The 23166-nt window shown below is 37.9% G+C and carries 18 protein-coding genes, 9 tRNA genes, 3 rRNA genes and 1 riboswitch; of the genes, 6 read left to right on the top strand and 24 right to left on the bottom strand.

Annotation, left to right across the window (positions count from 1 at the left end; genetic code table 11):
* Positions 1 to 11: 11 nt before the first annotated feature.
* A complete protein-coding gene (gene gap / locus OZX60_00980; GenBank protein WEV45353.1) occupies positions 12 to 1025 on the bottom strand; it encodes a type I glyceraldehyde-3-phosphate dehydrogenase in 1014 nt (337 codons plus the stop codon).
* Between the two features lie 192 nt (positions 1026 to 1217).
* Positions 1218 to 1787, bottom strand: coding sequence for a DUF536 domain-containing protein (locus OZX60_00975; protein ID WEV45352.1), 570 nt, complete (start codon positions 1785 to 1787; stop codon positions 1218 to 1220).
* A 193-nt stretch (positions 1788 to 1980) separates the two neighbouring features.
* Between OZX60_00975 and OZX60_00970 the strand changes: the two genes are divergently transcribed.
* Entirely contained in the window at positions 1981 to 2724 is a 744-nt protein-coding gene (locus tag OZX60_00970; GenBank protein ID WEV45351.1) for a C39 family peptidase, read from the top strand.
* Between the two features lie 30 nt (positions 2725 to 2754).
* Here OZX60_00970 and OZX60_00965 read toward each other — a convergent pair whose 3' ends face one another.
* The gene (locus OZX60_00965; protein WEV45350.1) at positions 2755 to 3738 is read right to left on the bottom strand and encodes an alpha/beta hydrolase; all 984 of its coding nucleotides are present in this window, start codon (positions 3736 to 3738) and stop codon (positions 2755 to 2757) included.
* A 584-nt stretch (positions 3739 to 4322) separates the two neighbouring features.
* Here OZX60_00965 and OZX60_00960 point away from each other — a divergent pair.
* Positions 4323 to 5297: a glycosyltransferase family 2 protein gene (locus OZX60_00960; GenBank protein WEV45349.1), complete on the top strand. Its 975-nt coding sequence runs from the start codon at positions 4323 to 4325 to the stop codon at positions 5295 to 5297.
* Positions 5298 to 5324: 27 nt separating this feature from the next.
* On the opposite strand, the gene OZX60_00955 is transcribed toward OZX60_00960, so the two are convergent.
* The 13 genes from OZX60_00955 to OZX60_00895 all read right to left on the bottom strand — a co-directional run bounded on the left by OZX60_00955 (position 5325) and on the right by OZX60_00895 (position 12150).
* Positions 5325 to 5795 carry an ASCH domain-containing protein gene (locus OZX60_00955; protein WEV45348.1) on the bottom strand — a complete coding sequence of 157 codons (471 nt, stop codon included), beginning with the start codon at positions 5793 to 5795 and terminating at the stop codon, positions 5325 to 5327.
* A 32-nt stretch (positions 5796 to 5827) separates the two neighbouring features.
* Positions 5828 to 6364 carry a GNAT family N-acetyltransferase gene (locus OZX60_00950; GenBank protein ID WEV45347.1) on the bottom strand — a complete coding sequence of 179 codons (537 nt, stop codon included), beginning with the start codon at positions 6362 to 6364 and terminating at the stop codon, positions 5828 to 5830.
* 124 nt (positions 6365 to 6488) lie between these two features.
* Positions 6489 to 6572: transfer RNA gene (locus OZX60_00945), tRNA-Leu, on the bottom strand.
* Between the two features lie 19 nt (positions 6573 to 6591).
* Positions 6592 to 6663, bottom strand: a tRNA-Gln gene (locus OZX60_00940).
* Between the two features lie 8 nt (positions 6664 to 6671).
* Positions 6672 to 6744 (bottom strand) — tRNA-His (locus tag OZX60_00935).
* A gap of 10 nt (positions 6745 to 6754) precedes the next feature.
* Positions 6755 to 6825, bottom strand: a tRNA-Trp gene (locus OZX60_00930).
* 4 nt (positions 6826 to 6829) lie between these two features.
* Positions 6830 to 6910 (bottom strand) — tRNA-Tyr (locus OZX60_00925).
* A 17-nt stretch (positions 6911 to 6927) separates the two neighbouring features.
* Positions 6928 to 7000 (bottom strand) — tRNA-Asp (locus OZX60_00920).
* A 13-nt stretch (positions 7001 to 7013) separates the two neighbouring features.
* Positions 7014 to 7086: transfer RNA gene (locus OZX60_00915), tRNA-Val, on the bottom strand.
* Positions 7087 to 7182: 96 nt separating this feature from the next.
* Positions 7183 to 7298: ribosomal RNA gene (rrf, locus tag OZX60_00910) — 5S ribosomal RNA — on the bottom strand.
* A gap of 85 nt (positions 7299 to 7383) precedes the next feature.
* Positions 7384 to 10286: ribosomal RNA gene (locus OZX60_00905) — 23S ribosomal RNA — on the bottom strand.
* Between the two features lie 146 nt (positions 10287 to 10432).
* Positions 10433 to 10505 (bottom strand) — tRNA-Ala (locus OZX60_00900).
* Positions 10506 to 10604: 99 nt separating this feature from the next.
* Positions 10605 to 12150, bottom strand: a 16S ribosomal RNA gene (locus OZX60_00895).
* Together the 16S, 23S and 5S rRNA genes with 8 tRNA genes alongside form the textbook arrangement of a ribosomal RNA operon.
* Positions 12151 to 12728: 578 nt before the next feature.
* Between OZX60_00895 and OZX60_00890 the strand changes: the two genes are divergently transcribed.
* Together OZX60_00890 and fetB are read left to right on the top strand one after the other, a co-directional pair.
* Complete coding sequence (locus OZX60_00890) at positions 12729 to 13367, top strand: ATP-binding cassette domain-containing protein (protein WEV45346.1); 639 nt, start codon at positions 12729 to 12731, stop codon at positions 13365 to 13367.
* Positions 13364 to 14134, top strand: coding sequence for an iron export ABC transporter permease subunit FetB (gene fetB / locus OZX60_00885; protein ID WEV45345.1), 771 nt, complete (start codon positions 13364 to 13366; stop codon positions 14132 to 14134). The genes OZX60_00890 and fetB overlap by 4 nt, the downstream gene beginning before the upstream one ends.
* A gap of 20 nt (positions 14135 to 14154) precedes the next feature.
* Here the strand turns inward: fetB and upp are convergent, their stop codons facing one another.
* The 5 genes from upp to OZX60_00860 all read right to left on the bottom strand — a co-directional run bounded on the left by upp (position 14155) and on the right by OZX60_00860 (position 19237).
* Positions 14155 to 14784 carry a uracil phosphoribosyltransferase gene (gene upp, locus OZX60_00880; protein WEV45344.1) on the bottom strand — a complete coding sequence of 210 codons (630 nt, stop codon included), beginning with the start codon at positions 14782 to 14784 and terminating at the stop codon, positions 14155 to 14157.
* Positions 14785 to 14838: 54 nt separating this feature from the next.
* Positions 14839 to 16005 carry a pyridoxal phosphate-dependent aminotransferase gene (locus tag OZX60_00875; GenBank protein ID WEV45343.1) on the bottom strand — a complete coding sequence of 389 codons (1167 nt, stop codon included), beginning with the start codon at positions 16003 to 16005 and terminating at the stop codon, positions 14839 to 14841.
* A 125-nt stretch (positions 16006 to 16130) separates the two neighbouring features.
* Positions 16131 to 17396, bottom strand: coding sequence for a nucleobase:cation symporter-2 family protein (locus OZX60_00870; GenBank protein ID WEV45342.1), 1266 nt, complete (start codon positions 17394 to 17396; stop codon positions 16131 to 16133).
* A gap of 16 nt (positions 17397 to 17412) precedes the next feature.
* Positions 17413 to 17994, bottom strand: coding sequence for a xanthine phosphoribosyltransferase (locus OZX60_00865; protein WEV45341.1), 582 nt, complete (start codon positions 17992 to 17994; stop codon positions 17413 to 17415).
* Positions 17995 to 18067: 73 nt separating this feature from the next.
* A riboswitch (purine riboswitch) is annotated at positions 18068 to 18163 on the bottom strand.
* A 177-nt stretch (positions 18164 to 18340) separates the two neighbouring features.
* Positions 18341 to 19237: a GRP family sugar transporter gene (locus tag OZX60_00860; GenBank protein WEV45340.1), complete on the bottom strand. Its 897-nt coding sequence runs from the start codon at positions 19235 to 19237 to the stop codon at positions 18341 to 18343.
* 214 nt (positions 19238 to 19451) lie between these two features.
* Here OZX60_00860 and OZX60_00855 point away from each other — a divergent pair.
* Positions 19452 to 19524 (top strand) — tRNA-Thr (locus OZX60_00855).
* Positions 19525 to 19644: 120 nt separating this feature from the next.
* Here OZX60_00855 and OZX60_00850 read toward each other — a convergent pair.
* From OZX60_00850 to OZX60_00840, 3 genes are all read right to left on the bottom strand, one after another.
* Positions 19645 to 20358, bottom strand: a complete 714-nt coding sequence (locus OZX60_00850) for an ABC transporter permease (GenBank protein WEV45339.1) — start codon at positions 20356 to 20358, stop codon at positions 19645 to 19647.
* Entirely contained in the window at positions 20358 to 21176 is an 819-nt protein-coding gene (locus OZX60_00845; GenBank protein ID WEV45338.1) for an ABC transporter ATP-binding protein, read from the bottom strand. Before OZX60_00845 ends, OZX60_00850 begins: the two co-directional genes overlap by 1 nt.
* 223 nt (positions 21177 to 21399) lie before the next feature.
* Positions 21400 to 21813 (bottom strand): hypothetical protein, encoded by a 414-nt coding sequence (locus OZX60_00840; protein ID WEV45337.1) that lies wholly within the window; start codon positions 21811 to 21813, stop codon positions 21400 to 21402.
* A 331-nt stretch (positions 21814 to 22144) separates the two neighbouring features.
* Between OZX60_00840 and OZX60_00835 the strand changes: the two genes are divergently transcribed.
* Positions 22145 to 23131 (top strand): ETX/MTX2 family pore-forming toxin, encoded by a 987-nt coding sequence (locus OZX60_00835; protein ID WEV45336.1) that lies wholly within the window; start codon positions 22145 to 22147, stop codon positions 23129 to 23131.
* Positions 23132 to 23166: the final 35 nt, after the last annotated feature.

The raw sequence follows: 23166 nt of genomic DNA, 5'->3' as shown, positions 1-23166 counted from the left end.
AATAAGATGTCTTATTTAGCGATTTTTGCGAAGTACTCAAGAGTACGAACTAGTTGTGAAGTGTATGACATTTCGTTGTCATACCAAGCAACAGTTTTAACTAGTTGTGCATTGTCATCACCAGTGATGATTTCTGTTTGAGTAGCATCGAAAAGTGATCCAAATGACATACCAACGATGTCAGATGAAACGATATCGTCAGTGTTGTATCCGTAAGACTCGTTAGCAGCTTTAGCCATAACTTCGTTTACTTCTTCAACAGTAACTTCTTTACCAAGGATGCTTACAAGTTCAGTAAGTGATCCAGTTGGGATTGGAACACGTTGTGCGTGACCTGAAAGTTTACCGTTTAACTCAGGGATTACAAGACCGATAGCTTTAGCAGCACCAGTTGAGTTAGGAACGATGTTGATTGCAGCAGCACGCGCACGACGGAAGTCTCCACCACGGTGAGGACCGTCAAGAAGCATTTGGTCACCAGTGTAACCGTGAACTGTAGTCATTGTACCAGCTTTAAGACCGAATTCTTTGTTAAGAGCGTCAGCCATTGGTGCAAGACAGTTAGTAGTACATGAACCAGCAGAGATTACTGTTTCAGTTCCATCAAGTACATCATGGTTAGTGTTGAAAACGATAGTTTTAACATCAGCTCCACCAGGTGCAGTGATTACAACTTTTTGAGCTCCATTTTCGTGAAGGTGAAGTTCAGCTTTTTCTTTAGAAGCGAAGAATCCAGTTGCTTCAAGAACGATTTGAACGTCATCGTTTTTCCAATCGATTTTTGTTGGGTCAGCTTCAGCAGAAACTTTAACGAATTTACCGTTAACGTTAAATCCACCTTCAGCAACTTCAACAGAACCGTCGAAACGACCTTGAGTTGAATCATATTTTAAAAGGTGAGCAAGCATTTCTGGGTTAGTTAGATCGTTGATACGAGCAACTTCAACACCTTCGATTTCTTGAATACGACGGAATGCAAGACGCCCGATACGTCCAAAACCATTAATACCGACTTTAATTACCATAATGTAGATTTCCTCCTTATTGAAAATCAAAAATTTATTTACGGGAGACCTAGCTCCCACCACATTGGTAAGTAATCAACTTACATCAACTATGATAACATTTTTACAATAAATTGCAAGAACTAAAGACTGATAAGTCATAGATAAAATATAAATAAATAGTGGCCTTATTACAATATTATTAAGAATAAATTACTCGTCTTTAACATTTTCTTTTTTGCCAAATAATTTAGCAAAAAAGCCCTTTTTCTTCCCAGTATCAATGTCAGATTTCAACTTTTCAGCATCTTCTTTTAATTGCTCAGAATCCAGTTTTAGTTGCTCAGTATCAAGTCTCAACTGCTCACTATCAGCCATAGCCTTAGCAGTTAATTGCTGCTGCTGATCAAGCTGTTTGTCTTTTTCAAAAATCTGTTGGTCCTTAATGGCAATCTGATTATCCTTAGTAGCAAGCTGAGTATCCTTAACCCTTAACTGTTCATTTAAGCGTCTAATCTCAGCATTCTTATCCTCCATGAGGCTTGTAAGAAGACTTGCTATACCTTGGTCACTTGTTCCTTTGTCCGTTTCCTCTTCTGGTTTAAGAGTAACCTTCTTACCATAGATATTTTCAAGTTCCTTAATACCGTTTATATTTACAACAGTCGTACCTTTTTCATTTTTTTCCACAAACTCCCCAGGCAATTTTTTTACCCGGTTATTCATGGCTTGCCGGGTTACTCCGAATAAATCCGACAATTCACTTACAGTTTTTAAATCCATTATCCACTCCTTACACAAAATATATTAATAGCTAAATTATAACATTTATTGAAAAATAAAAAAACAAGGCTTGTTAACTAAGGAAGCCAAAACTTATTGATTAGATAGTAAATCATGCTATAATATCAAATGACTTGGTTTCCAGTTAATTTTAACTTATAGACCACAAACATTCACTAATAAGGAAGTTTTTATGAAATTTAAAAAAAATATTGGGCTCCCCCTCATTTTAATATCGGTCTTTTTAGGACTTATCCTTGCTTTTTCCGTAATTCAAACCAAGGATACAACAGACCTTCATCACCTAAAAAGTGAACTCAACGCAGCTCAGGAAAAATTAAAGGCCCTTGAGGAGCGAAACCAGCTACTTGAAGATGCTGTGACTAATCCCATCAAGGCATATGGAAATGAAACTCGTGAAGAACTCAAAAAACAAGGATTAAATGATAACCTCATTCTACAAACAGATGAAAGATGGGCAAGCCTTCCTTATGGTTGGGGAATTTACTCTACCTTTGATAAAAATGCCTGCGCTATAGCCTCCCTTTCAATGATTAATGCTAATTATCAAAAGGGAGATCTATCAGTTCAAAATGTTTTAGACTGGGCCAAAAATGACTACTTCACTGATGACGGGACTTCTTGGAATATTTTCCCAGCCTTCGCTCAACACTACGGCTACACTTATACTGATCTTGGTGATAACATCGAAGATGCTCTTCCCTACCTAAACCAAGGAATTCCAGTCGTTGCCTCAGTTAAACCGGGAATTTTTACCTCAGTTGGTCACATTTTAGTCCTAAGTTCAGCAAATGACCAAGGAATTCATCTCCTTGATCCAAATGATGATGCTAAAAAAAGGCATTCTCTGACAACCTATAGTAATGAACAAATCCAAAATGAACTTGCCCACCTATGGGTTTATAAACCAGAGTAAAAGGGAGTATTCACTCCTTTTTTATTTTGATTAAAAATTATTTTTTTGACTGGCAAATTTTGTTTCGACTGCTTTTTTATAAGCGGCAAGAAGATTTTTTACTGCTTCTTTTGACTCGGTTGAATCCGGCGCAAACATATCAAAGGCATGGTAACACCCTTCATAAACATCAAGGGTAGCCTCCCCGCCGCTAGCTTTTATATTTTCAATATAGAAGCTAGTCTCGTCATAAAAGGGTTCAATTGTCCCCACAAATGAATATGTCGGAGGAAGATCCTTGAAATTTTGAAGTCTAGCTGGAGCTGCATAAGGGGGAATATCTTGACTACCATACATGGGCCCCAAATACATCTTCCAAGCCAAGATATTTGCCTTCTGATCCCAAACAGGGGCATTATTATTAACTACTGATACAGTCTTACATCTATCATCAAGCATGGGATAAAGTGGAATTTGAAAGGCTATATTAACCTCACCTCTGTCTCTTGCATACGCTGACAGAGCACAAGTCAAACCACCTCCAGCACTCTCCCCACCTACAAAAAGTTGGTCCTCCCTTATTCCAAGATCTTTGTGGTGCTTTTTCATCCATAAAAGGCTCAAATAGGCATCATTAAGAGGCGCTGGATAAGGTTTTTCAGAGGATAATTGATAATCAGGCGCAATAATAACTGTAGGACTTGTCCTAATAAAATTTTCAATGGTTCTGGTCTCAATCTCAGGTCGTCCCATAGCGTAACCCCCTCCGTGGAACCATAAAAGCCCAGGTAACCCCTTCATTGACTGGTAGCCCTTAGGTTTATAGATACAGAGTCTGAGTTTACTACCATCATCCCGGTCAATAAAGACCTCTTCAAAGGAAATATCATCAGCTGGTCTTATTCTCTTAAGTATACGGTCAAGCAAAAATTGGCTGAAATAAAATCCCAGTCTACTATGCCAGGGAAGTAAAACCTTTAATACCTCACCCCTTTTACGAAGATCAGGAGCAATCATTTTCCTAGTAACTTTCATTAATTCATCCTTTTTATCAATATTACAAAATAGTATATCATAAAACAGCAAAAAGACAGTTTTAAGAGGTTAAATTAGTAAAAAATAATGATGATTAGGGAAAACAATTTTGTTTTAAAAAAATTAAAATGAGACAGTGTGCAAATAGGAAAAGGAGTTAATTATGAACTAGTTTTGCTTTAATAATCGTTCAAATTTAACGATAATTTTTAACTTTTTATCTAATAAATCCCTTCAAGTTACAGCTACAGTCTTAGCTATCTTAGAACTTATACTATTTATCATGCTTGGTTCTTATAAGTACTACCCTAAGTCGTTTTGGTTATCAGGACGGGATCCTAAAATTATTATTTAATGCTAGTTACCCAGTTCTAGGTTTCCCAGCCTATGTCCTTCTACTTGGTTCACTAGGTATGGTAGTCTTTTCAGTACTTAAATTTGTAAAATCAAAACACAACTAAATACAGCTAATAAATCCTTTCCCACAATAAAGAACCCAAATTTCGAGTTCTTTTTTCTTTTAATGGAAGCCTTTACTCCAGTATGTTACAATGAGATTATTCAAAAATTAAAGGGTGAACAAATTGCAGAAAAATAAACCAAAAATTTCAATAATAATACCAGTCTATAATTCAGAAAAATATATTAAACAATGTATTGATTCTATTCTCCAGAATACCTATACCGACTATGAAGTTTTACTTATTAATGATGGATCTACCGATAATAGCCTCACTATTTTAGAAGATTTTAGACAAAGTGATGATAGAATACAGGTAATAAATAAGGAAAATCAAGGGGTAGCTCCTACCAGAAATTTAGGAATATCTATAGCTCAAGGGGAATATATTGTTTTCATTGATAATGATGATTTTATCGATTCTGATTATCTAGAAATTTATCTCCAAGAGATTGAAAAAAATAAGTCAGATATTGTAATCGGTGGATATAAACGAACAAACAAAGAAAAAATTCTTTTTTCTGACTATCCAAGGGATAGTAAATGGGGAAAATATATAATCCTTGCACCTTGGGCAAAAATATACCGTAAGTCTTTTTTACTTAAAAATGACATTCAATTTCTTGATTATCCAATTGGAGAAGATGTTTATTTCAACTTAAAAGCATTTAATTTTACCAAGAAAATAAGCTCAATTAATTATACTGGTTATAATTGGTTTTATAATGGGGAAAGTGTATCGAATACCTCCCAAAAAGGTTTTAGCCCAAAAATAAATATTATATATTTTTTAAACAAACTCCTTGAAATTTCAAAAAACAGTCAGGAAAATGAGTATTTTAAATACTATATTAAACGTTATTACATTTGGTATCTTCTTTTTTCAGGAAGACAAGCATCAGCAAATGAATTTATGAACCAGTATCATACCATTAAAAATTGGATACAAGAAAAGGGACTTGAAAGTAAGCTAAATCCCCTTTCAAATAAATTATCAGGAGAAAATTACAAGAATCGTCTTATTGTAATGATTTTTAGATTCCTTGAAAAAACTCACCTCTTACCTATATTTGCAAAATTATACTGCCAAAAAAGATAGATTCTCTAATCTATCTTTTTTCATATTTCATATATGATTATCAGGAACATAAACAACTTCAAACTCTTCGGCTACGACCTTCATTTCTTCACTAAAAGATTTGCCGTAGTCCTTTAATTCTTTAGTAAAAAATTTTTGATGCTCCCTTTGCCAATAGCCCAAACTAAGATCTCCTTCACCCTCCTTAAGAGCATGGTTTTTATCAATTTCAGAGAATTTTAAAATTTTAACCCTATTTGTTCTAATAATACAAAGGGGATGATTTTTAGAGTCCAAAATGATACTGTAGTCATCCACCTGAGGGATTCTCTCCCCATAAAAATCATAGCCATCATAAGCACTAGCCGTTGCCGTTTTTTTACCTTCAAGCACAAGCTGCCCTAACTTATCAGGTTCTACCCCAAATTGCCAGGCATCATACCTGATGTCAATCACATCCAAATTTTTACGGCCCAAAAATTCATTCCATAAATCAGTAACCTTTTTATTCCCATCCATCTTTATCTTCTCCTACTGTCCTTATCCAATACCTAATCTTCTCCTACTGTCCTTATCCAATACCTAGCTAAAATTTCCCCATCAGATTTTTCATAATATGAATCTAGTCGACCACCAACTTTTTCAATCGTAGCCCTACTTGCAAGATTATCTTCCAAGGCTGTTATAAAGACATCTTCAATCTGCCTTTCTTTAAATTTATCCAGGGCAAACTTCAGAAGTTCTGACATAATCCCTTGACCTCTGAAAGCAGGAGCTGTAACATACCCAATATGACCTCCTTCAGTCGATAAATTTCCCTTAGTCAAATCCCATCTACAAGTAATTTTTGCACAAATACTTCCATTTTTAAAATAATAGTATGCTATCACAGGAGAATAATCAGGATTAGAAGGACATTTCTCATTTTGGTATAACTTTTTTAAGTAAAGATTAAAATCAGACACTGGTCTAATAGCTTGGGAAGAGTATTTAAAGCCCTCATTCTTTTCAGTAAGAAGAGCATCTAGAAAAATTCTAAATTCCCTTTCATCCTTGCCTTCTAATCTTCTAATTTCAATCTCATTCATAAGTTCTTCTCCTAGCCTAAAGTATTTTTATAACTGTAGCATAGAAAAAATTAATAAGCAATTATCTACATGTCTTACATTTTCTAAAACAAAAAAAGCAAGATATCATCTTGCTTTTACTTTATACCGGCGGCCGGGGTCGAACCGGCACGATCGTGAGATCACTGGATTTTGAGTCCAGCGCGTCTGCCAATTCCGCCACGCCGGCTTATTACTTTAAATTACAACTGGGGTAGCTGGATTCGAACCAACGCATGAGGGAGTCAAAGTCCCTTGCCTTACCGCTTGGCTATACCCCAATAAAATAGGCGAATGAGGGGAATCGAACCCCCGAATGTCAGAGCCACAATCTGATGTGTTAACCACTTCACCACATCCGCCACTTTTTAACACGGACAGTAGGAATCGAACCCACACTAAAGGTTTTGGAGACCTTTGTTCTACCGTTAAACTATGTCCGTAATATGGAAGGGGAGGGATTCGAACCCCCGAACCCGAAGGAGCGGATTTACAGTCCGCCGCGTTTAGCCACTTCGCTACCCTTCCGATATAATAAATCTTAACGGTCCCGACGGGAATCGAACCCGCGATCTTCGCCGTGACAGGGCGACGTGATAACCGCTACACTACGGGACCTACAAATTGTTTATGGGAGTTAACGGGATCGAACCGCTGACCCTCTGCTTGTAAGGCAGATGCTCTCCCAGCTGAGCTAAACTCCCAAGGGTGGTCGTTCAACTCAGCCAGCAGTGGAAAACTTATGTTTTCTTTATCCGCCGATTCGGAATATACTCCGAACTGAGCTAAACTCCCAATTCGCTTGGCGCCTACCTTATCTCACAGGGGGCAACCCCCAACTACTTCCGGCGTAACGAGACTTAACTTCTGTGTTCGACATGGGAACAGGTGTATCTCTCGTGCAATAAGCACCAAACTTGTTTGTAATCTTTCGATCACTCAAAATTGAATAATTTCTTCTATAACTCGAAACAACTTCAAATGTTGCTTGACTCTTATTTTAGGATAAGTCCTCGAGCGATTAGTACTAGTCCGCTACATGTGTCACCACACTTCCACTTCTAGCCTATCTACCTGATCATCTTTCAGGGCTCTTAACCAATAATTGGTGGGAAATCTCATCTTGAGGTGGGCTTCGCACTTAGATGCTTTCAGCGCTTATCCCTTCCCTACATAGCTACCCAGCGATGCTCTTGGCAGAACAACTGGTACACCAGCGGTAAGTCCATCCCGGTCCTCTCGTACTAAGGACAGATCCTCTCAAATTTCCTACGCCCGCGACGGATAGGGACCGAACTGTCTCACGACGTTCTGAACCCAGCTCGCGTGCCGCTTTAATGGGCGAACAGCCCAACCCTTGGGACCGACTACAGCCCCAGGATGCGACGAGCCGACATCGAGGTGCCAAACCTCCCCGTCGATGTGAACTCTTGGGGGAGATAAGCCTGTTATCCCCAGGGTAGCTTTTATCCGTTGAGCGATGGCCCTTCCATGCGGAACCACCGGATCACTAAGCCCGACTTTCGTCCCTGCTCGATTTGTAGATCTCGCAGTCAAGCTCCCTTATACCTTTACACTCTATGAATGATTTCCAACCATTCTGAGGGAACCTTTGGGCGCCTCCGTTACCTTTTAGGAGGCGACCGCCCCAGTCAAACTGCCCGTCAGACACTGTCTCCCACCATGATTAATGGTGCGGGTTAGAGTAGCCATAACACAAGGGTAGTATCCCAACAACGCCTCATCATACACTGGCGTGCATGAATCATAGGCTCCTACCTATCCTGTACATGTGGTACAGATACTCAATATCAAACTGCAGTAAAGCTCCATGGGGTCTTTCCGTCCTGTCGCGGGTAACCTGCATCTTCACAGGTACTAAAATTTCACCGAGTCTCTCGTTGAGACAGTGCCCAAATCGTTACGCCTTTCGTGCGGGTCGGAACTTACCCGACAAGGAATTTCGCTACCTTAGGACCGTTATAGTTACGGCCGCCGTTTACTGGGGCTTCAATTCATACCTTCGCTTACGCTAAGCACTCCTTAACCTTCCAGCACCGGGCAGGCGTCACCCCCTATACATCATCTTACGATTTAGCAGAGAGCTGTGTTTTTGATAAACAGTCGCTTGGGCCTATTCACTGCGGCTGACTTAAAGTCAGCGCCCCTTCTCCCTAAGTTACGGGGCCATTTTGCCGAGTTCCTTAACGAGAGTTCTCTCGCTCACCTGAGGCTACTCGCCTCGACTACCTGTGTCGGTTTGCGGTACGGGTAGATATTATTTAAACGCTAGAAGCTTTTCTCGGCAGTGTGACATCACATACTTCGCGACCTTAGTCGCTTCCCCATCACAGCTCAATGTTAGAAGTACAAGCATTTGACTCATACTACACCTCACTGCTTAGACCAGAATCCATTAACTGGCACATGTTAGCCTACTGCGTCCCTCCATCACTATAATATCTAGTACAGGAATATCAACCTGTTGTCCATCGGATACGCCTTTCGGCCTCTCCTTAGGTCCCGACTAACCCAGGGCGGACGAGCCTTCCCCTGGAAACCTTAGTCTTACGGTGGACAGGATTCTCACCTGTCTTTCGCTACTCATACCGGCATTCTCACTTCTATACGCTCCAGCACTCCTCACGGTATACCTTCGGCGCTGTATAGAACGCTCTCCTACCAATTACTTAAAAAGTAATTCCACAGCTTCGGTAATATGTTTAGCCCCGGTACATTTTCGGCGCAGGGTCACTCGACTAGTGAGCTATTACGCACTCTTTGAATGGTAGCTGCTTCTGAGCTAACATCCTAGTTGTCTGTGCAACCCCACATCCTTTTCCACTTAACATATATTTTGGGACCTTAGCTGGTGGTCTGGGCTGTTTCCCTTTCGACTACGGATCTTAGCACTCGCAGTCTGACTGCCGTACATATGTCATTGGCATTCGGAGTTTATCTGAGATTGGTAATCCGGGATGGACCCCTCACCCAAACAGTGCTCTACCTCCAAGACATTTAAATTACGACGCTAGCCCTAAAGCTATTTCGGAGAGAACCAGCTATCTCCAAGTTCGTTTGGAATTTCTCCGCTATCCACAAGTCATCCAAGCACTTTTCAACGTACTCTGGTTCGGTCCTCCAGTGAGTTTTACCTCACCTTCAACCTGCTCATGGATAGGTCACATGGTTTCGGGTCTACATCATGTTACTAAAGCGCCCTATTAAGACTCGCTTTCGCTACGGCTCCGACTCTTCATCTTAACCTCGCAACATAACGTAACTCGCCGGTTCATTCTACAAAAAGGCACGCTCTCACCCATTAACGGGCTCGAACTTGTTGTAGGCACACGGTTTCAGGTGCTATTTCACTCCCCTTCCGGGGTTCTTTTCACCTTTCCCTCACGGTACTGGTTCACTATCGGTCACTAGGGAGTATTTAGACTTGGGAGATGGTCCTCCCGGATTCCGACAAGATTCCTCGTGTCTTGCCGTACTCAGGATACTGCTAGGTATACATTCTATTTCGATTACGAGGCTATTACTCTCTCTGGCTTACCTTTCCAGGTAATTCTTCTATAAAATGTAAGTCCACGTTGCAGTCCTACAACCCCAAGGGACAAGTCCCTTGGTTTGGTCTTCTTCCGTTTCGCTCGCCGCTACTCAGGAAATCGCATTTGCTTTCTCTTCCTGCAGCTACTTAGATGTTTCAGTTCACTGCGTCTTCCTTCTCATACACTATGTATTCATGTATGGATAACATCCATTAGATGTTGGGTTCCCCCATTCGGAAACTCACGGATCATCGCTTACTTACAGCTCCCCGTGAAATATCGTAGTTAGTCACGTCCTTCTTCGGCTCCTAGTGCCAAGGCATCCACCGTGCGCCCTTATTAACTTAACCTTTAATTTTGAATTATTAAATTCAGTTATAAGTTTTGATTTCTTCGTTTTTAAACTCTTTAAATCACAGCATTTTCGGTTTATTTCTTTGTTATATTAGAAATTATTCAATTTTCAATGATCGATTGGTAGTCATTCAACTACCTATGGAGCCTAGCGGGATCGAACCGCTGACCTCCTGCGTGCAAAGCAGGCGCTCTCCCAGCTGAGCTAAGGCCCCAATCTTCTTTGAGAAGATATATATCTTGTTTTAGGTATAAACCTCTCAAAACTAAACAATGCAAAACTAAATGTGCAGGTATCCTCGTATTTTCCTTAGAAAGGAGGTGATCCAGCCGCACCTTCCGATACGGCTACCTTGTTACGACTTCACCCCAATCATCTATCCCACCTTAGGCGGTTGGCTCCTTACGGTTACCTCACCGACTTCGGGTGTTACAAACTCTCGTGGTGTGACGGGCGGTGTGTACAAGGCCCGGGAACGTATTCACCGCGGCGTGCTGATCCGCGATTACTAGCGATTCCGACTTCATGTAGGCGAGTTGCAGCCTACAATCCGAACTGAGAGAAGCTTTAAGAGATTAGCTTGCCGTCACCGGCTTGCGACTCGTTGTACTTCCCATTGTAGCACGTGTGTGCCCAGGTCATAAGGGGCATGCTGATTTGACGTCATCCCCACCTTCCTCCGGTTTATTACCGGCAGTCTCGCTAGAGTGCCCAACTTAATGATGGCAACTAACAATAGGGGTTGCGCTCGTTGCGGGACTTAACCCAACATCTCACGACACGAGCTGACGACAACCATGCACCACCTGTATCGAGTGTCCCGAAGGAACTCCCTATCTCTAGGGATAGCACTCGTATGTCAAGACCTGGTAAGGTTCTTCGCGTTGCTTCGAATTAAACCACATGCTCCACCGCTTGTGCGGGCCCCCGTCAATTCCTTTGAGTTTCAACCTTGCGGTCGTACTCCCCAGGCGGAGTGCTTAATGCGTTAGCTGCGACACTCAGGGGTGGATACCCCCGAACATCTAGCACTCATCGTTTACGGCGTGGACTACCAGGGTATCTAATCCTGTTTGCTCCCCACGCTTTCGAGCCTCAGCGTCAGTTACAGTCCAGAGAGCCGCTTTCGCCTCCGGTGTTCCTCCATATATCTACGCATTTCACCGCTACACATGGAATTCCACTCTCCTCTACTGCACTCAAGTTCACCAGTTTCCAATGCTTACAATGGTTGAGCCACTGCCTTTTACATCAGACTTAATGAACCGCCTGCGCTCGCTTTACGCCCAATAAATCCGGACAACGCTTGCCACCTACGTATTACCGCGGCTGCTGGCACGTAGTTAGCCGTGGCTTTCTGGTAAGATACCGTCAGCCAGTGATCTTTCCACTATCACTGGTGTTCTTCTCTTACAACAGAGTTTTACGATCCGAAAACCTTCTTCACTCACGCGGCGTTGCTCGGTCAGACTTTCGTCCATTGCCGAAGATTCCCTACTGCTGCCTCCCGTAGGAGTCTGGGCCGTGTCTCAGTCCCAGTGTGGCCGATCACCCTCTCAGGTCGGCTATGTATCATCGCCTTGGTGAGCCTTTACCTCACCAACTAGCTAATACAACGCGGGTCCATCTATAGTGTACCAATTGGCACTTTCAACTCTGTATCATGTGATACTAAGTGTTATGCGGTATTAGCTACCGTTTCCAGTAGTTATCCCCCTCTATAAGGCAGGTTACCCACGCGTTACTCACCCGTTCGCTGCTCATCCATCTAGTACAAGTACCAGATTTCAGCGCTCAACTTGCATGTATTAGGCACGCCGCCAGCGTTCGTCCTGAGCCAGGATCAAACTCTCATATAAATTATGAGCAGACTCTTAAGAGTCACTAGCTCGCTTTTGTTGCTTTATTTATTGTCAAAATTGACAGTTGAATGTTTAAACATTCACCCTGCACATTTGGTTCGTTTTGCTTTGTTCAGTTTTCAAAGGTCTATCGTCATCTCTTGCGAGACAACTTCATTAGTTTATCAAAACTTGTTTTACTTGTCAACTACTTTTTTAAAGTTTTTTTGACTCAAGTTTTAAGCTGTTGCCCTCAGACAACTTTTATAGTTTACTATGACTCAACGTCTTTGTCAACTACTTTTTTTAACTTTTTTCTTAGTTATTTAACTGAGTTATTCAACTAAGTGTTGCCCTCAAGCAACTTTGTTAGTTTACCATCTACAGGACACTCTGTCAACATGTTTTTTTAACTTTTTTCAAAGTCTTAAATCACAATAAATCGACCTGCCCTTGACAGTGTTATTATTCTATCAAACATCAAAAGCGCTGTCAACTAGTTTTTTGAAAAAATAGTTCCTATTCTTGGAATTGTATCTTTTATCTTGCTATACTTTGTTGTGTATGTTTATAAAGAAAATTTTTAGGAGTAAATTATGAATATTATTGACTTTAAAGATGTCGATTATTCAATTGATGACTTGAATATTTTAAAAAAGTGTAACTTATCAATTGAAGAAGGAGACTTTCTTACAATTACTGGTCCTTCAGGGAGCGGGAAATCAACAATTTTAAAACTGGCAGCTAATTTAATTTCTCCAGTAAGTGGGGAAATTATGTATGATGGAAAAAATGTAGCAAGTCTTAATCCGATGACCTATAGACAGAATGTATCCTACTGCTTTCAACAACCTCTTTTATTTGGTAAAACAGTAAGTGACAACCTTGAATTTCCTTTTAAAATCAGGAACAAAGAAGTTGATTCTAAAAAAATATCTGATTTTTTAAAGGAAGTTGATTTAGATGATTCCTACAAAACAAAATTCATTAACGATTTATCTGGGGGAGAAAGACAAAGAATAGCCTTGATTCGTAACCTTTTATTTACGCCCAAGGTTCTACTACTTGATGAGGTAACTGCGGGACTTGATGAAAAGACAAAGGGAATTGTTCTTGATTTAATCGATTCAACTAATAAAAAGGGAGTAACTGTAGTTAGGGTTACCCATGATCAAAAGGAAATCGATCAAGCCAAGCATCTAATAAAAGTTGTTAACGGGGAGGTGGTTAAATGAACTCAATTGATGTAAATAATTTATCCCTTGTTCTTAGTTTGGGACTTGTTCTAGTTGCCGTTCTTATCTCTCAAAAAGAGCATTTGGGTCTTGCAAGAGACATAATCTATAGTGTCACACGCGCTGTTATTCAACTTACCATTATTGGTTATGTCTTAAAATATGTATTCCATATTGACAATGCTCTCTTGACTCTACTTATGGTTCTCTTTATTATCTTGAATGCTTCTTTAAGTGCCCACAAACGAAATCCTAATCCTAGGGGAAAATTCTTTAATTCTTTCTTGGCACTTTTTGTTAGTACTTCAATTACCCTAGGCATTCTTCTTTTATCTGGTGCCCTAAAATTTGTTCCATCGCAGGTTATTCCAATTACAGGAATGATTGCTAGCAACTCCATGGTCGCTATCGGTCTTTGCTACCGCAGTATGGGAACTCAGTTTGGACAAGAGGAACAACAAGTTTTAGAAAAGCTTTCTCTTGGAGCAAGTCCTAAGCAAGCTTCAATTGATATTTTAAGAAGCAGTATTAAAACCGCCATGCAACCAACTATTGATTCAGCTAAAACGGTCGGTCTAGTCAGCCTTCCTGGAATGATGTCTGGATTAATCTTTGCGGGAGTCGACCCAGTTCACGCTATTAAATATCAAATTATGGTTACTTTCATGCTTCTTTCAACAACAAGTATTGGATCCTTTATTGCGGGTTATAGAAACTATAAGGATTACTATAATAGCCAGGATCAACTTGTTAATGAGCAAAAATAAAAAAGCGATTAATCGCTTTTTTATTTGGTTCCAAATAATCTGTCTCCAGCATCTCCAAGGCCTGGAACAATGTATCCATGTTCATTCAAGCGTTCATCAAGACTTGCTGTATAGATATCGATATCTGGGTGAGCTTCTTCTAAAGCTTTAACCCCCTCAGGAGCTGCAACCAGGCAGACAAATTTAATATTTGTAGCACCGCGCTTTTTAAGACTATCGATAGCTAAAATAGCTGATCCACCTGTGGCAAGCATTGGATCAACAACAAAAATCTGTCTTTGATCAATGTCTTCAGGTAGTTTCACCAAATATTCTACTGGTTGTAGGGTTTCCTCATCACGGTACATACCGATATGTCCTACCTTGGCAGCTGGAATAAGACTTAAAATTCCATCAACCATTCCAATACCTGCTCGTAAGATAGGAACAATTGCTAATTTTTTACCAGCGAGAGTTTTTTGGACCGTTTTTGTAATGGGTGTTTCAATTTCGATATCCTCAAGGGGTAAATCGCGACTGATTTCATATCCCATAAGCATTGATATTTCATTGACTATTTCACGAAATTCTTTAGTTCCGGTCTTAGTTTGACGGATAATAGTAAGTTTGTGTTGAATAAGCGGATGATCAATTACTTGAAATTTTCCCATCTTCTTCCTCCTAGATTTATTATAAATATTATAGCAAAAAATAGCTAAATTTTCTTATTCAAGTCCAGCAAGCATGTTGGCAAGTCGCGTGCAGGCTGTCTTAATATTTTCCAAAGAAGTTGCAACATTCATTCTGGCATGAAGTTTACCTTCCTTACCAAAACTTATACCTGGATTTAAAATCAACTTAGCTTCTTCCTTTAAAAGACGATTTAATTCTTTATCATCTAAATTGTAGGCTGAAAAATCAAGCCATAGAAGGTAGGTACCCTGTGGTCTCATTACCTTTAACTTACTTGCATTTTCTGAAAGGTAGTCTATCAAATAAGTAACGTTTGTTTCTAAGACTTTTTTAAGTTCCTCTAACCAAGCCTTACCGTGAGTATAGGCTGCTTCAGTTGCCATGTAACCCAGGGTACTAATTCCCGTTTGATTGTTGGCCTGCTGAATCTCCTTAAATTTTGCTCGTAACTTAGGATTTTCAATTATTGCAAATGAATTTTTAGTCCCAGCAATATTAAAGGTTTTTGTTGCAGCAGTCAAAAGAATGGTAAAGTCAGAAAAGCTAGGATCAACTGTATTTATTGAATGGTGAATATTATCAAAAAGAATCAAATCCTGATGAATCTCATCAACCAAAAGAATTACCCCGTATTTTTGACAAAGTTTACCAATTCTTACAAGCTCATCCCAAGACCAAACACGCCCACCAGGATTATGGGGACTACAAAGGATATACAACTTAACCTCATTTGTAGCTAAATCCTTTTCTAATTGATCAAAATCAATCTCAAATTGACCATTTTTTTCAGCTAAAGAATTAGCAACAAGTTTTCGTCCCTTAAGTCTTACCGTTTTAGCAAAGGGTGGGTAAACTGGACTATTAATTAAAATAGCATCTCCCTTACAGGTAAATGACTCAATTGCAATTGATACACCAGCAAGGACACCTTCTAAAAAGCTAATGCTATCCTTTGAAATTTTATAATTATGCTCGCGCTCCTCCCAGTCTATAATAGCTTGATAAAGGCTATCAGGTGCATAGCTATATCCGTAAACATCAAAGAGGGCAAAATTTTGAGCAGCTTCTCTAATATCACTTAAGACTTCAAAGTCCATATCAGCAATCCACATGGGTAAAAGCTCAGGATCATCTTTTACCTCTGCCCACTTGATGCTATTGTCATTTAATCTACTTGGTATATCTGTAAAATTGTACACTTTGTCTTCTCCTTCTAATTTAGTTGGCTGGTTAAACTAATTTTCATTGTAACATTAATAGTACGAAAGAGAAAAAAATAATAGTAGAAAGAAGATTCTTTCTACTATTACTATGAAATTAGCTACTATTTCTTTTTAGAATTAAAGATTAGATTTAAGACGATTGAAACAAGAGCTGCGATAACAATTCCGTTAGTCAAAAACATTTGAGCTGTTTGAGGGAAAGAGTTAAAGAGGCTGGTGTTATGAAGACCCACTCCACTTGCTACTGATACAGCAGCAATCAATAAATTGTATTCATTTTTTTCAAAATCAATACTATTAAGCATTCTCATACCTTGAACAGCTACCATACCAAACATGACAAGCATACCACCACCTAGAACAGGACTTGGAATCATTTGAGCAAGGGCTCCAAATTTTGGAACCAGACCAAGAATAACTAGGAAGAAGGCTGTATAATAGATTGGTTTACGTGACTTAATTCCTGAAAGTTGAACCAGACCAACATTCTGTGAGAATCCTGTATAAGGGAAGGTATTGAAAATACCTCCAAAAATAACTGCCAGTCCTTCTGCCCTATAACCATTACGAAGTCTTTTCTCAGTTAGCTTGTCTCCTGTAATATCAGCAAGGGCGAAATATACACCTGTTGATTCAACTAAAGAAACAAGAGCAATGATACACATCATAAGGATACTTGAAAGTTCAAATACCGGTTTTCCAAAGAAGAAAGGAGTTGGGACATGCACCCAAGGGGCTGAAGCGATAGCTTGGGTATCAACTAAACCGAAGAAACTTCCAATTACAGTTCCTACAATCAGACCAATTAAAATAGCAATTGATCTAATAAATCCTTTAAAGAAATAATTGATAGCAAGAATGATAAAGATTGTCACTAAAGCCAGGATAACACTTTCCACACTTGGATTATCTGAGTTACTTCCCATGTTTCCAACAGCTACCGGTATAAGGGTAAGTCCAATAGTTGTGATTACACTTCCTGTCACAATCGGAGGAAACAGCTTTCTAATTTTTGAGAAGAAGCCAGCAATTAGAACAACAAAGATTCCTGAGGCAATAATTGATCCGAACATAGCACCAGGTCCGTGCTTGGCTCCAATAATTGAAAGAGGAGCCACTGATTGAAAGGCTACCCCTAGAACCACCGGTAGACCCACACCAAAATATTTATTAAGTTGAAGCTGAAGGAAGGTTGCCAGTCCACACATAAAAATATCAGTTGAAATTAAGTAGGTTAATTGAGCTGGTGTGTAATTTAGGGCACTTGCAATTAAAATTGGAACAAGTATACTTCCTGAATACATGGCAAGTAAGTGCTGAAGACCAAGTACTGCGGCTTGACTATTTTTATTTTCATTAAATTCCATTTAGCTAGGCTCCAATCTAGGCGTCTGCTTGAGCAAAAACAACTTGCCCATCTTCAAATTTTTCGATTCGGGCTAGAGATACGACCTTATAATCCGCATCTATAAGAAGTTGACGTCCATCCTGGAATGATTTTTCAATAACAATTCCAATTCCTTCAACGCTAGCACCAGCTGCCTCAATAATTTCAATAAGTCCTAGAGCAGCCTGGCCATTTGCCAAGAAGTCATCAATTATTAAAACACGATCGTCTTCATTTAAGAATTTCTTTGAAATTGAAACAGTACTTGTAACTTGTTTTGTAAATGAATAGACATCAGCTGTTAGAAGTTCATCGTTCATGCTAATATTTTTTGCCTTTTTAGCAAAAATCATTGGCAAATCAAGTGCTTCTGCCACATAAAGAGCCGGAGCAATTCCACTTGCTTCAATAGTAACTACCTTAGTAATTCCAGCATCTGCAAATACTTCCGCAAATCTTTGTCCGATGGCTTTCATTAGCTTGTAGTCAACCTGGTGGGTTAAAAAGCTATCAACCTTTAAAATATCTTCCTTTAGAACTTGACCATTTGTCTTAATTCTTTCTTCAAGTAACTTCATTTGTATCTATCTCCTAATTTTTGTAAAAAATAAAAAACTAGCACTTATTGTGAAAGTGCTAGCCATTACAAATGATAAGACAACTTCCACTCATTGTAAGACATTCCGGTGTCTTGTAGAGACTCTAGGCCAATCCCTAGAATAAATAAGTGATAACTATTTTTATTTTTAGATTTATGTGTACATTTAAGGGTAAATTTAGTTCTATATTAACTTTATGACCCAAGTATAGATATCATTATATCATTTTTTATCAAAAAATCTACCATATCCGATATATTTGAATATTTTTTAAATGATAGTTCGTTTTTAAAAGGGAGCCTCCGAGGAGACTCCCTAAAATCTTTTAAATTAGCGCTGTAACAACAGCCCCTGCAACTACCAACAGAATCCCCATCAAGAAACGATGAAATTCCTTCTTAGTTTTATTTTCATGCAGGATATAAATTCCACTAAATCCTCCAATAACCAGATTAAGTTGAGAAAAGGTAAAGGCTGTTGCAAGTCCAAGGCTACTTGTTGAAGAAATAAGTAGGCACATGTTACCTATTGCCCATAAGAAACCAACAAAAATACTTTTTACAACAGGTACTTCTGTCAGGGCTTTGAAAGGATTTCCCTTTCTGATAAAGAAGTAAATAAGCAGAGCTCCTGTGATTCCTCCAATTGCTTGAGGAAGAAGTAAACTATCAGTAAACTCCCTAGTACCATTTATGTCACCGAAGAACTGATAGGCTTTAGGAAGAACTGAGTAAAGTCCCCCAAAGATACCAGCCACAAGAAGGCTTGCAATCCCTTTTTTACTAAACTTAGATCCACTTTTACTTGAATTCTCCTGGTAGCTAGTCATGCTAGCTCCTGCAATTACCAAAATAATTGAAATAATCCCAAAAATCCATTGGACAATTCCAACCCACTCATGAAAGATAAAAGCACCTAGAAGAGAATTAAGTATTAATTGGAGGGCTGCAACCAGGGGAACTGTTTTTGAAACCCCTAACTCGTTCATAGCTGAGAATTGACCAATATTTGCTAGAGAGAGTAAAAATCCGCTAGCAAATCCAACCGCAAAAACAGGAAGGGTTATATTAGTTGTACTTATTAAAGTAACAACTGTTGAGAATATTAGGAATCCTGCCATGGATCCTAAGGTCGTCTCTTCAGGGGTTGCCTTGCTCTTTGCAAAGCCCACTCCAATTAGCCCCCAGGAAATTGCTGGAACCAAAGCGATTAAATACATCATGTCGAATACTTCTCTTTCTATCTCGTTAACTTTATTATATAATCGTATACGTATCTATCCTATTTTAATACTTTTGTAAAATGATATCAAGATTTTAACGTTTTTTTCACTATTTCAAGCATTAAATGCCCAATTTAAAGCCTCTGAAAGTATTTTTAATTTACCTATTTTCAAAAAATAAATTATCTGCTATAATAATCAAAGATAAAGATTTGCCGCAATAGCTCAGTCGGTAGAGCAGCACCATGGTAAGGTGAAGGTCGTAGGTTCGATTCCTATTTGTGGCATAGAAAAACACCCCTTAGAGCCATATATGACACGGGTTCTATTTTTTTGATCAAAAAGCAAAAGCAGCTGGAAACTCCAGCTGCTTTTTTATAAATAATTTTAATAGATATTAATAAAAATCACTCATATCCCCTTTGTTTATATAATATAGGGGTAAATGCGAGAAGAATTAGACTCCAAATTATCATTATAAGAGCTTGTTTTCCTGTATAACTTGCAAAGGAAAAAGCATTTTCTGCAAAGGTAAAGGGAACATATTCTATGAAAGACCGTAATTCTGAAAAATTGCCTAAGATATTCACAATCATTGCACCTAATCTAAGAAACAAGAGAACAAAAATGAAAGAAAATAGGGTATTTTTTAAATATAAGACCACGATAGTGCCTATAGAAAATAAAAATAAACCAAAAAATAAATATGATGAAGTTATACGACTCAAAAGATTTACTAAGTTAATTTCATTATGGCCATAATAAAGCTGCTGTATGAGGACCTCAGAATAAGCAATCAAAGAAGTTACCAAGCTAACTATTAACATAACCGTAAGCTTCCTTAAAATAATTTCCAAAGGACTTCTATTGCTGATTCGAATCATATTTATCGTCTTATATTGAAATTCTGTTCCAAATAAACTTACAGATAAGTATATTATTAAAAAAATTGAGAAGGTCGAAAACATAGCATAGATGTTGTCCACCCTAAATGGTCCACCTAAATATTCCCTCGAATAAATAATGCTAAATCCTGATATTAATGATAACATCCAAAAAATGGGAATACTCAGCTTGCAGATATCTTTCTTTAAAAATAAAGTTCCAAATTTATTTGCCATTAAAAAATTACCTCACTTAGACTTACTTTTTCCTTATTCATTGGGATATTTTTTCCATTTAAAAGTGACTCAACTTGTCCAATATTTATAGCTGAAACAATAATATCTCGCCCCTCTAATTCATAAGGAATATCTTCTGCTTCTAATAGTTCAATTAATCCACTTTGGCTAACCTCAAAACTGTAGATTTTGAATTTCAAATATTCTACTGAGTCTAGCATGATCAACTTTTGATCCCTCAGCAAAACATTTTTATTACAAACCTTATCTAAGTTTTCTAAAATATGACTTGAAATGATAAAGGTGATTCCATGATCCACAGACAATTGTTTGATAAGTTTTAAAAGATTATCTATTCCAGCTGGATCTAAACCATTTGTTGGTTCATCTAGTAAAATAAATTCATTGGAAGCAATCAAGGCCACAAACAAGCCAATTCTTTGCTTCATCCCCAGAGAAAGCCTAGAAACTTTTTTATTTAAGAAACTTTCTACGCCAAGCATATTCTTATATTTACCGATAATATCATAATCTTTTTCATATAATTTACAGTAAAATTTAAGATTACTTAAAACTGACATATCCTTATACAAACTAGGTTCCTCAATAAGAACTCCTATGCTTTTAGAGTTAACAGTAATGCTTTCTGAATATCCTGGAATAATCCCGGAAATAAGTTTCATTAAAGTACTTTTCCCGGCACCATTATTACCTATCAGACCTACAATATCTCCTGCTCCTATCGTCAGATTTCCATCATCAATAACTAGCTTTTTCCCATATGAAAAATTTAAATTTCTAATGGTTAAAATATCCATTCTTTTTCCTCCCATAACAATAAAATTAAACAGCCCTTTAAAAAAATAAAATTATTTTTTTATATAAATACTATATCATAATTTTGTGATTAATTATTCATTGTAAAATATAGAACATTTAAAGAGCACTATTTATAGATGGAATTGGCACTTAAAAAGCAGCCGGAAACTCCAGCTGCTTTTTTAATTTTTAACATTTTTATGGTTGTTCAATCAATCCATTCTAAAAGCTATCTGAACTTACCAGCTCACAATTTCTAAGATCGACTTGGCCAATATTTTTTTCCAAAACCTTATTATTAATAAATTTTGAATCATAGGCTAAAAGCTTGTTTAATTTTAAGAACCCCAATGAATTATCCGTAAGCTTACTATCAAAGATATTAATATCTCCACTAGAAGAAATCTTAGTAAAGTTACAATTTTTAAAACTACAATCCTTAATGTCTTTTCTATTTACGTCTTCTAGATAAACCTTATCAAAAAAACAATTTAAAAAATGCATTTTATTTAAATCCAAATGAGAAAAATTAATTTCTGATAAATTTAATTCATTTAAGATTAAAATATTTCGCGGGTTAGTAGAATTTTGTTTGTCAATCATTTCCTCAATTTGATCTTGAGTAATTTTTTCCATATAATTCATATTTCAGTACCGTTTAAATTCTCCTTAATAGATTTTTTGAATTCAATAATTCAAAAAATTATATCTTTATATTTATTTGTAAGATTTAATCTTAACCTTTTATCACCTAAAAGTAAAGAGTGCATAAAATTTAAAAAATAAAAAGAAATTAGATTAAAGCCAATCGCTTTTTATTTTACTATTTTTATTTTCGATATTTTTTGTGATTTATGTTACAATAAATAGTGGTTGTTTTGTTTTTATGATTTATCGATTTAATTTTAGGGCTTCATTAAATCGTAAAGCAACATACCACTAATTACTAAACAAGGAGAAAAATTTTATGTTTAAAAAGAATTTAGGAAAAGTTGCTATTACTAGTATGGTAGCTTGTGCAAGCCTTGGAACGGCACATCACGTTTTAGCTGATGATACCTTTCAAATAGAAAAAAATAATATTTTTGCACAAGATAATTCCATTGTTAAAAATGTTAATCCTGATGTCAGAGCTAAAGAGGACCTTAAAGATTTAGCTTATGCCTACTCTTACAATTTATATAAAATTCATGAAATCTCTCTTGACGATTCCATACCCCTTAATAAAGGTTGGTCAAGCCCACGTTCATACTACGCTTTTCCTGTAGTTAAACTAAATGGTGACATGGGGATTTCTGAAGGAGATGCTATGGCAGCACATACTGCGTCACTTACTAATTCAACAGGGCACAATCAAACTCTTAGTACAGCTAGTTTCACTTATACCCAAGAAGACTCTGTAACAACAGTAAGTTATAATTCATCGGGTATGGGAATGTCAGCAACAGCAGAAATAAAAATTCCATTTATCGCAGGTATATCAACTACCGTTGCAGCTACATTCGATTATACTAAGGGAGAAGAAGCTAGAAGAACTACCACTAAAAGCTGGACTGTTCCCCCACAAACAATTGATATTCCCGCTGGTAAGACTTACAAAGTTGAATGGATGATGAAAACCGGAGTTGCCAAGGGTACTGCTAATCTTACAACACGAGTAACAGCTGATATTCCTTATCAAGTAAATAATGGCACTGTATCAACTACCGATCTTAAAACAGCAATGACTAGACAACAGGCACTCGTAAATCAGCTCACTTACCCGACATTATGGGATTATCAGTGGCAATGGGAAGTTTCTGGTGACTCCGTCTTTAGACAATGGGGAACCAGCACATACACGGTCAAATATGGGACAGACTTAGTAATGAAGGTATATGATGTTACAAAAAGGAATGCAGAACCCGTCTTAATTGATAGTATCCCAATGGATATCACTCCAACTCCTATTTAATAATAAATATAAAAAGAAGCGATAATTTTCGCTTC

The organism is Streptococcaceae bacterium ESL0687 (assembly GCA_029392475.1).
Classification (GTDB): domain Bacteria; phylum Bacillota; class Bacilli; order Lactobacillales; family Streptococcaceae; genus Floricoccus.
Note: the sequence above shows the minus strand (reverse complement) of the source record. Positions and strands in the feature narration are given on the sequence as shown.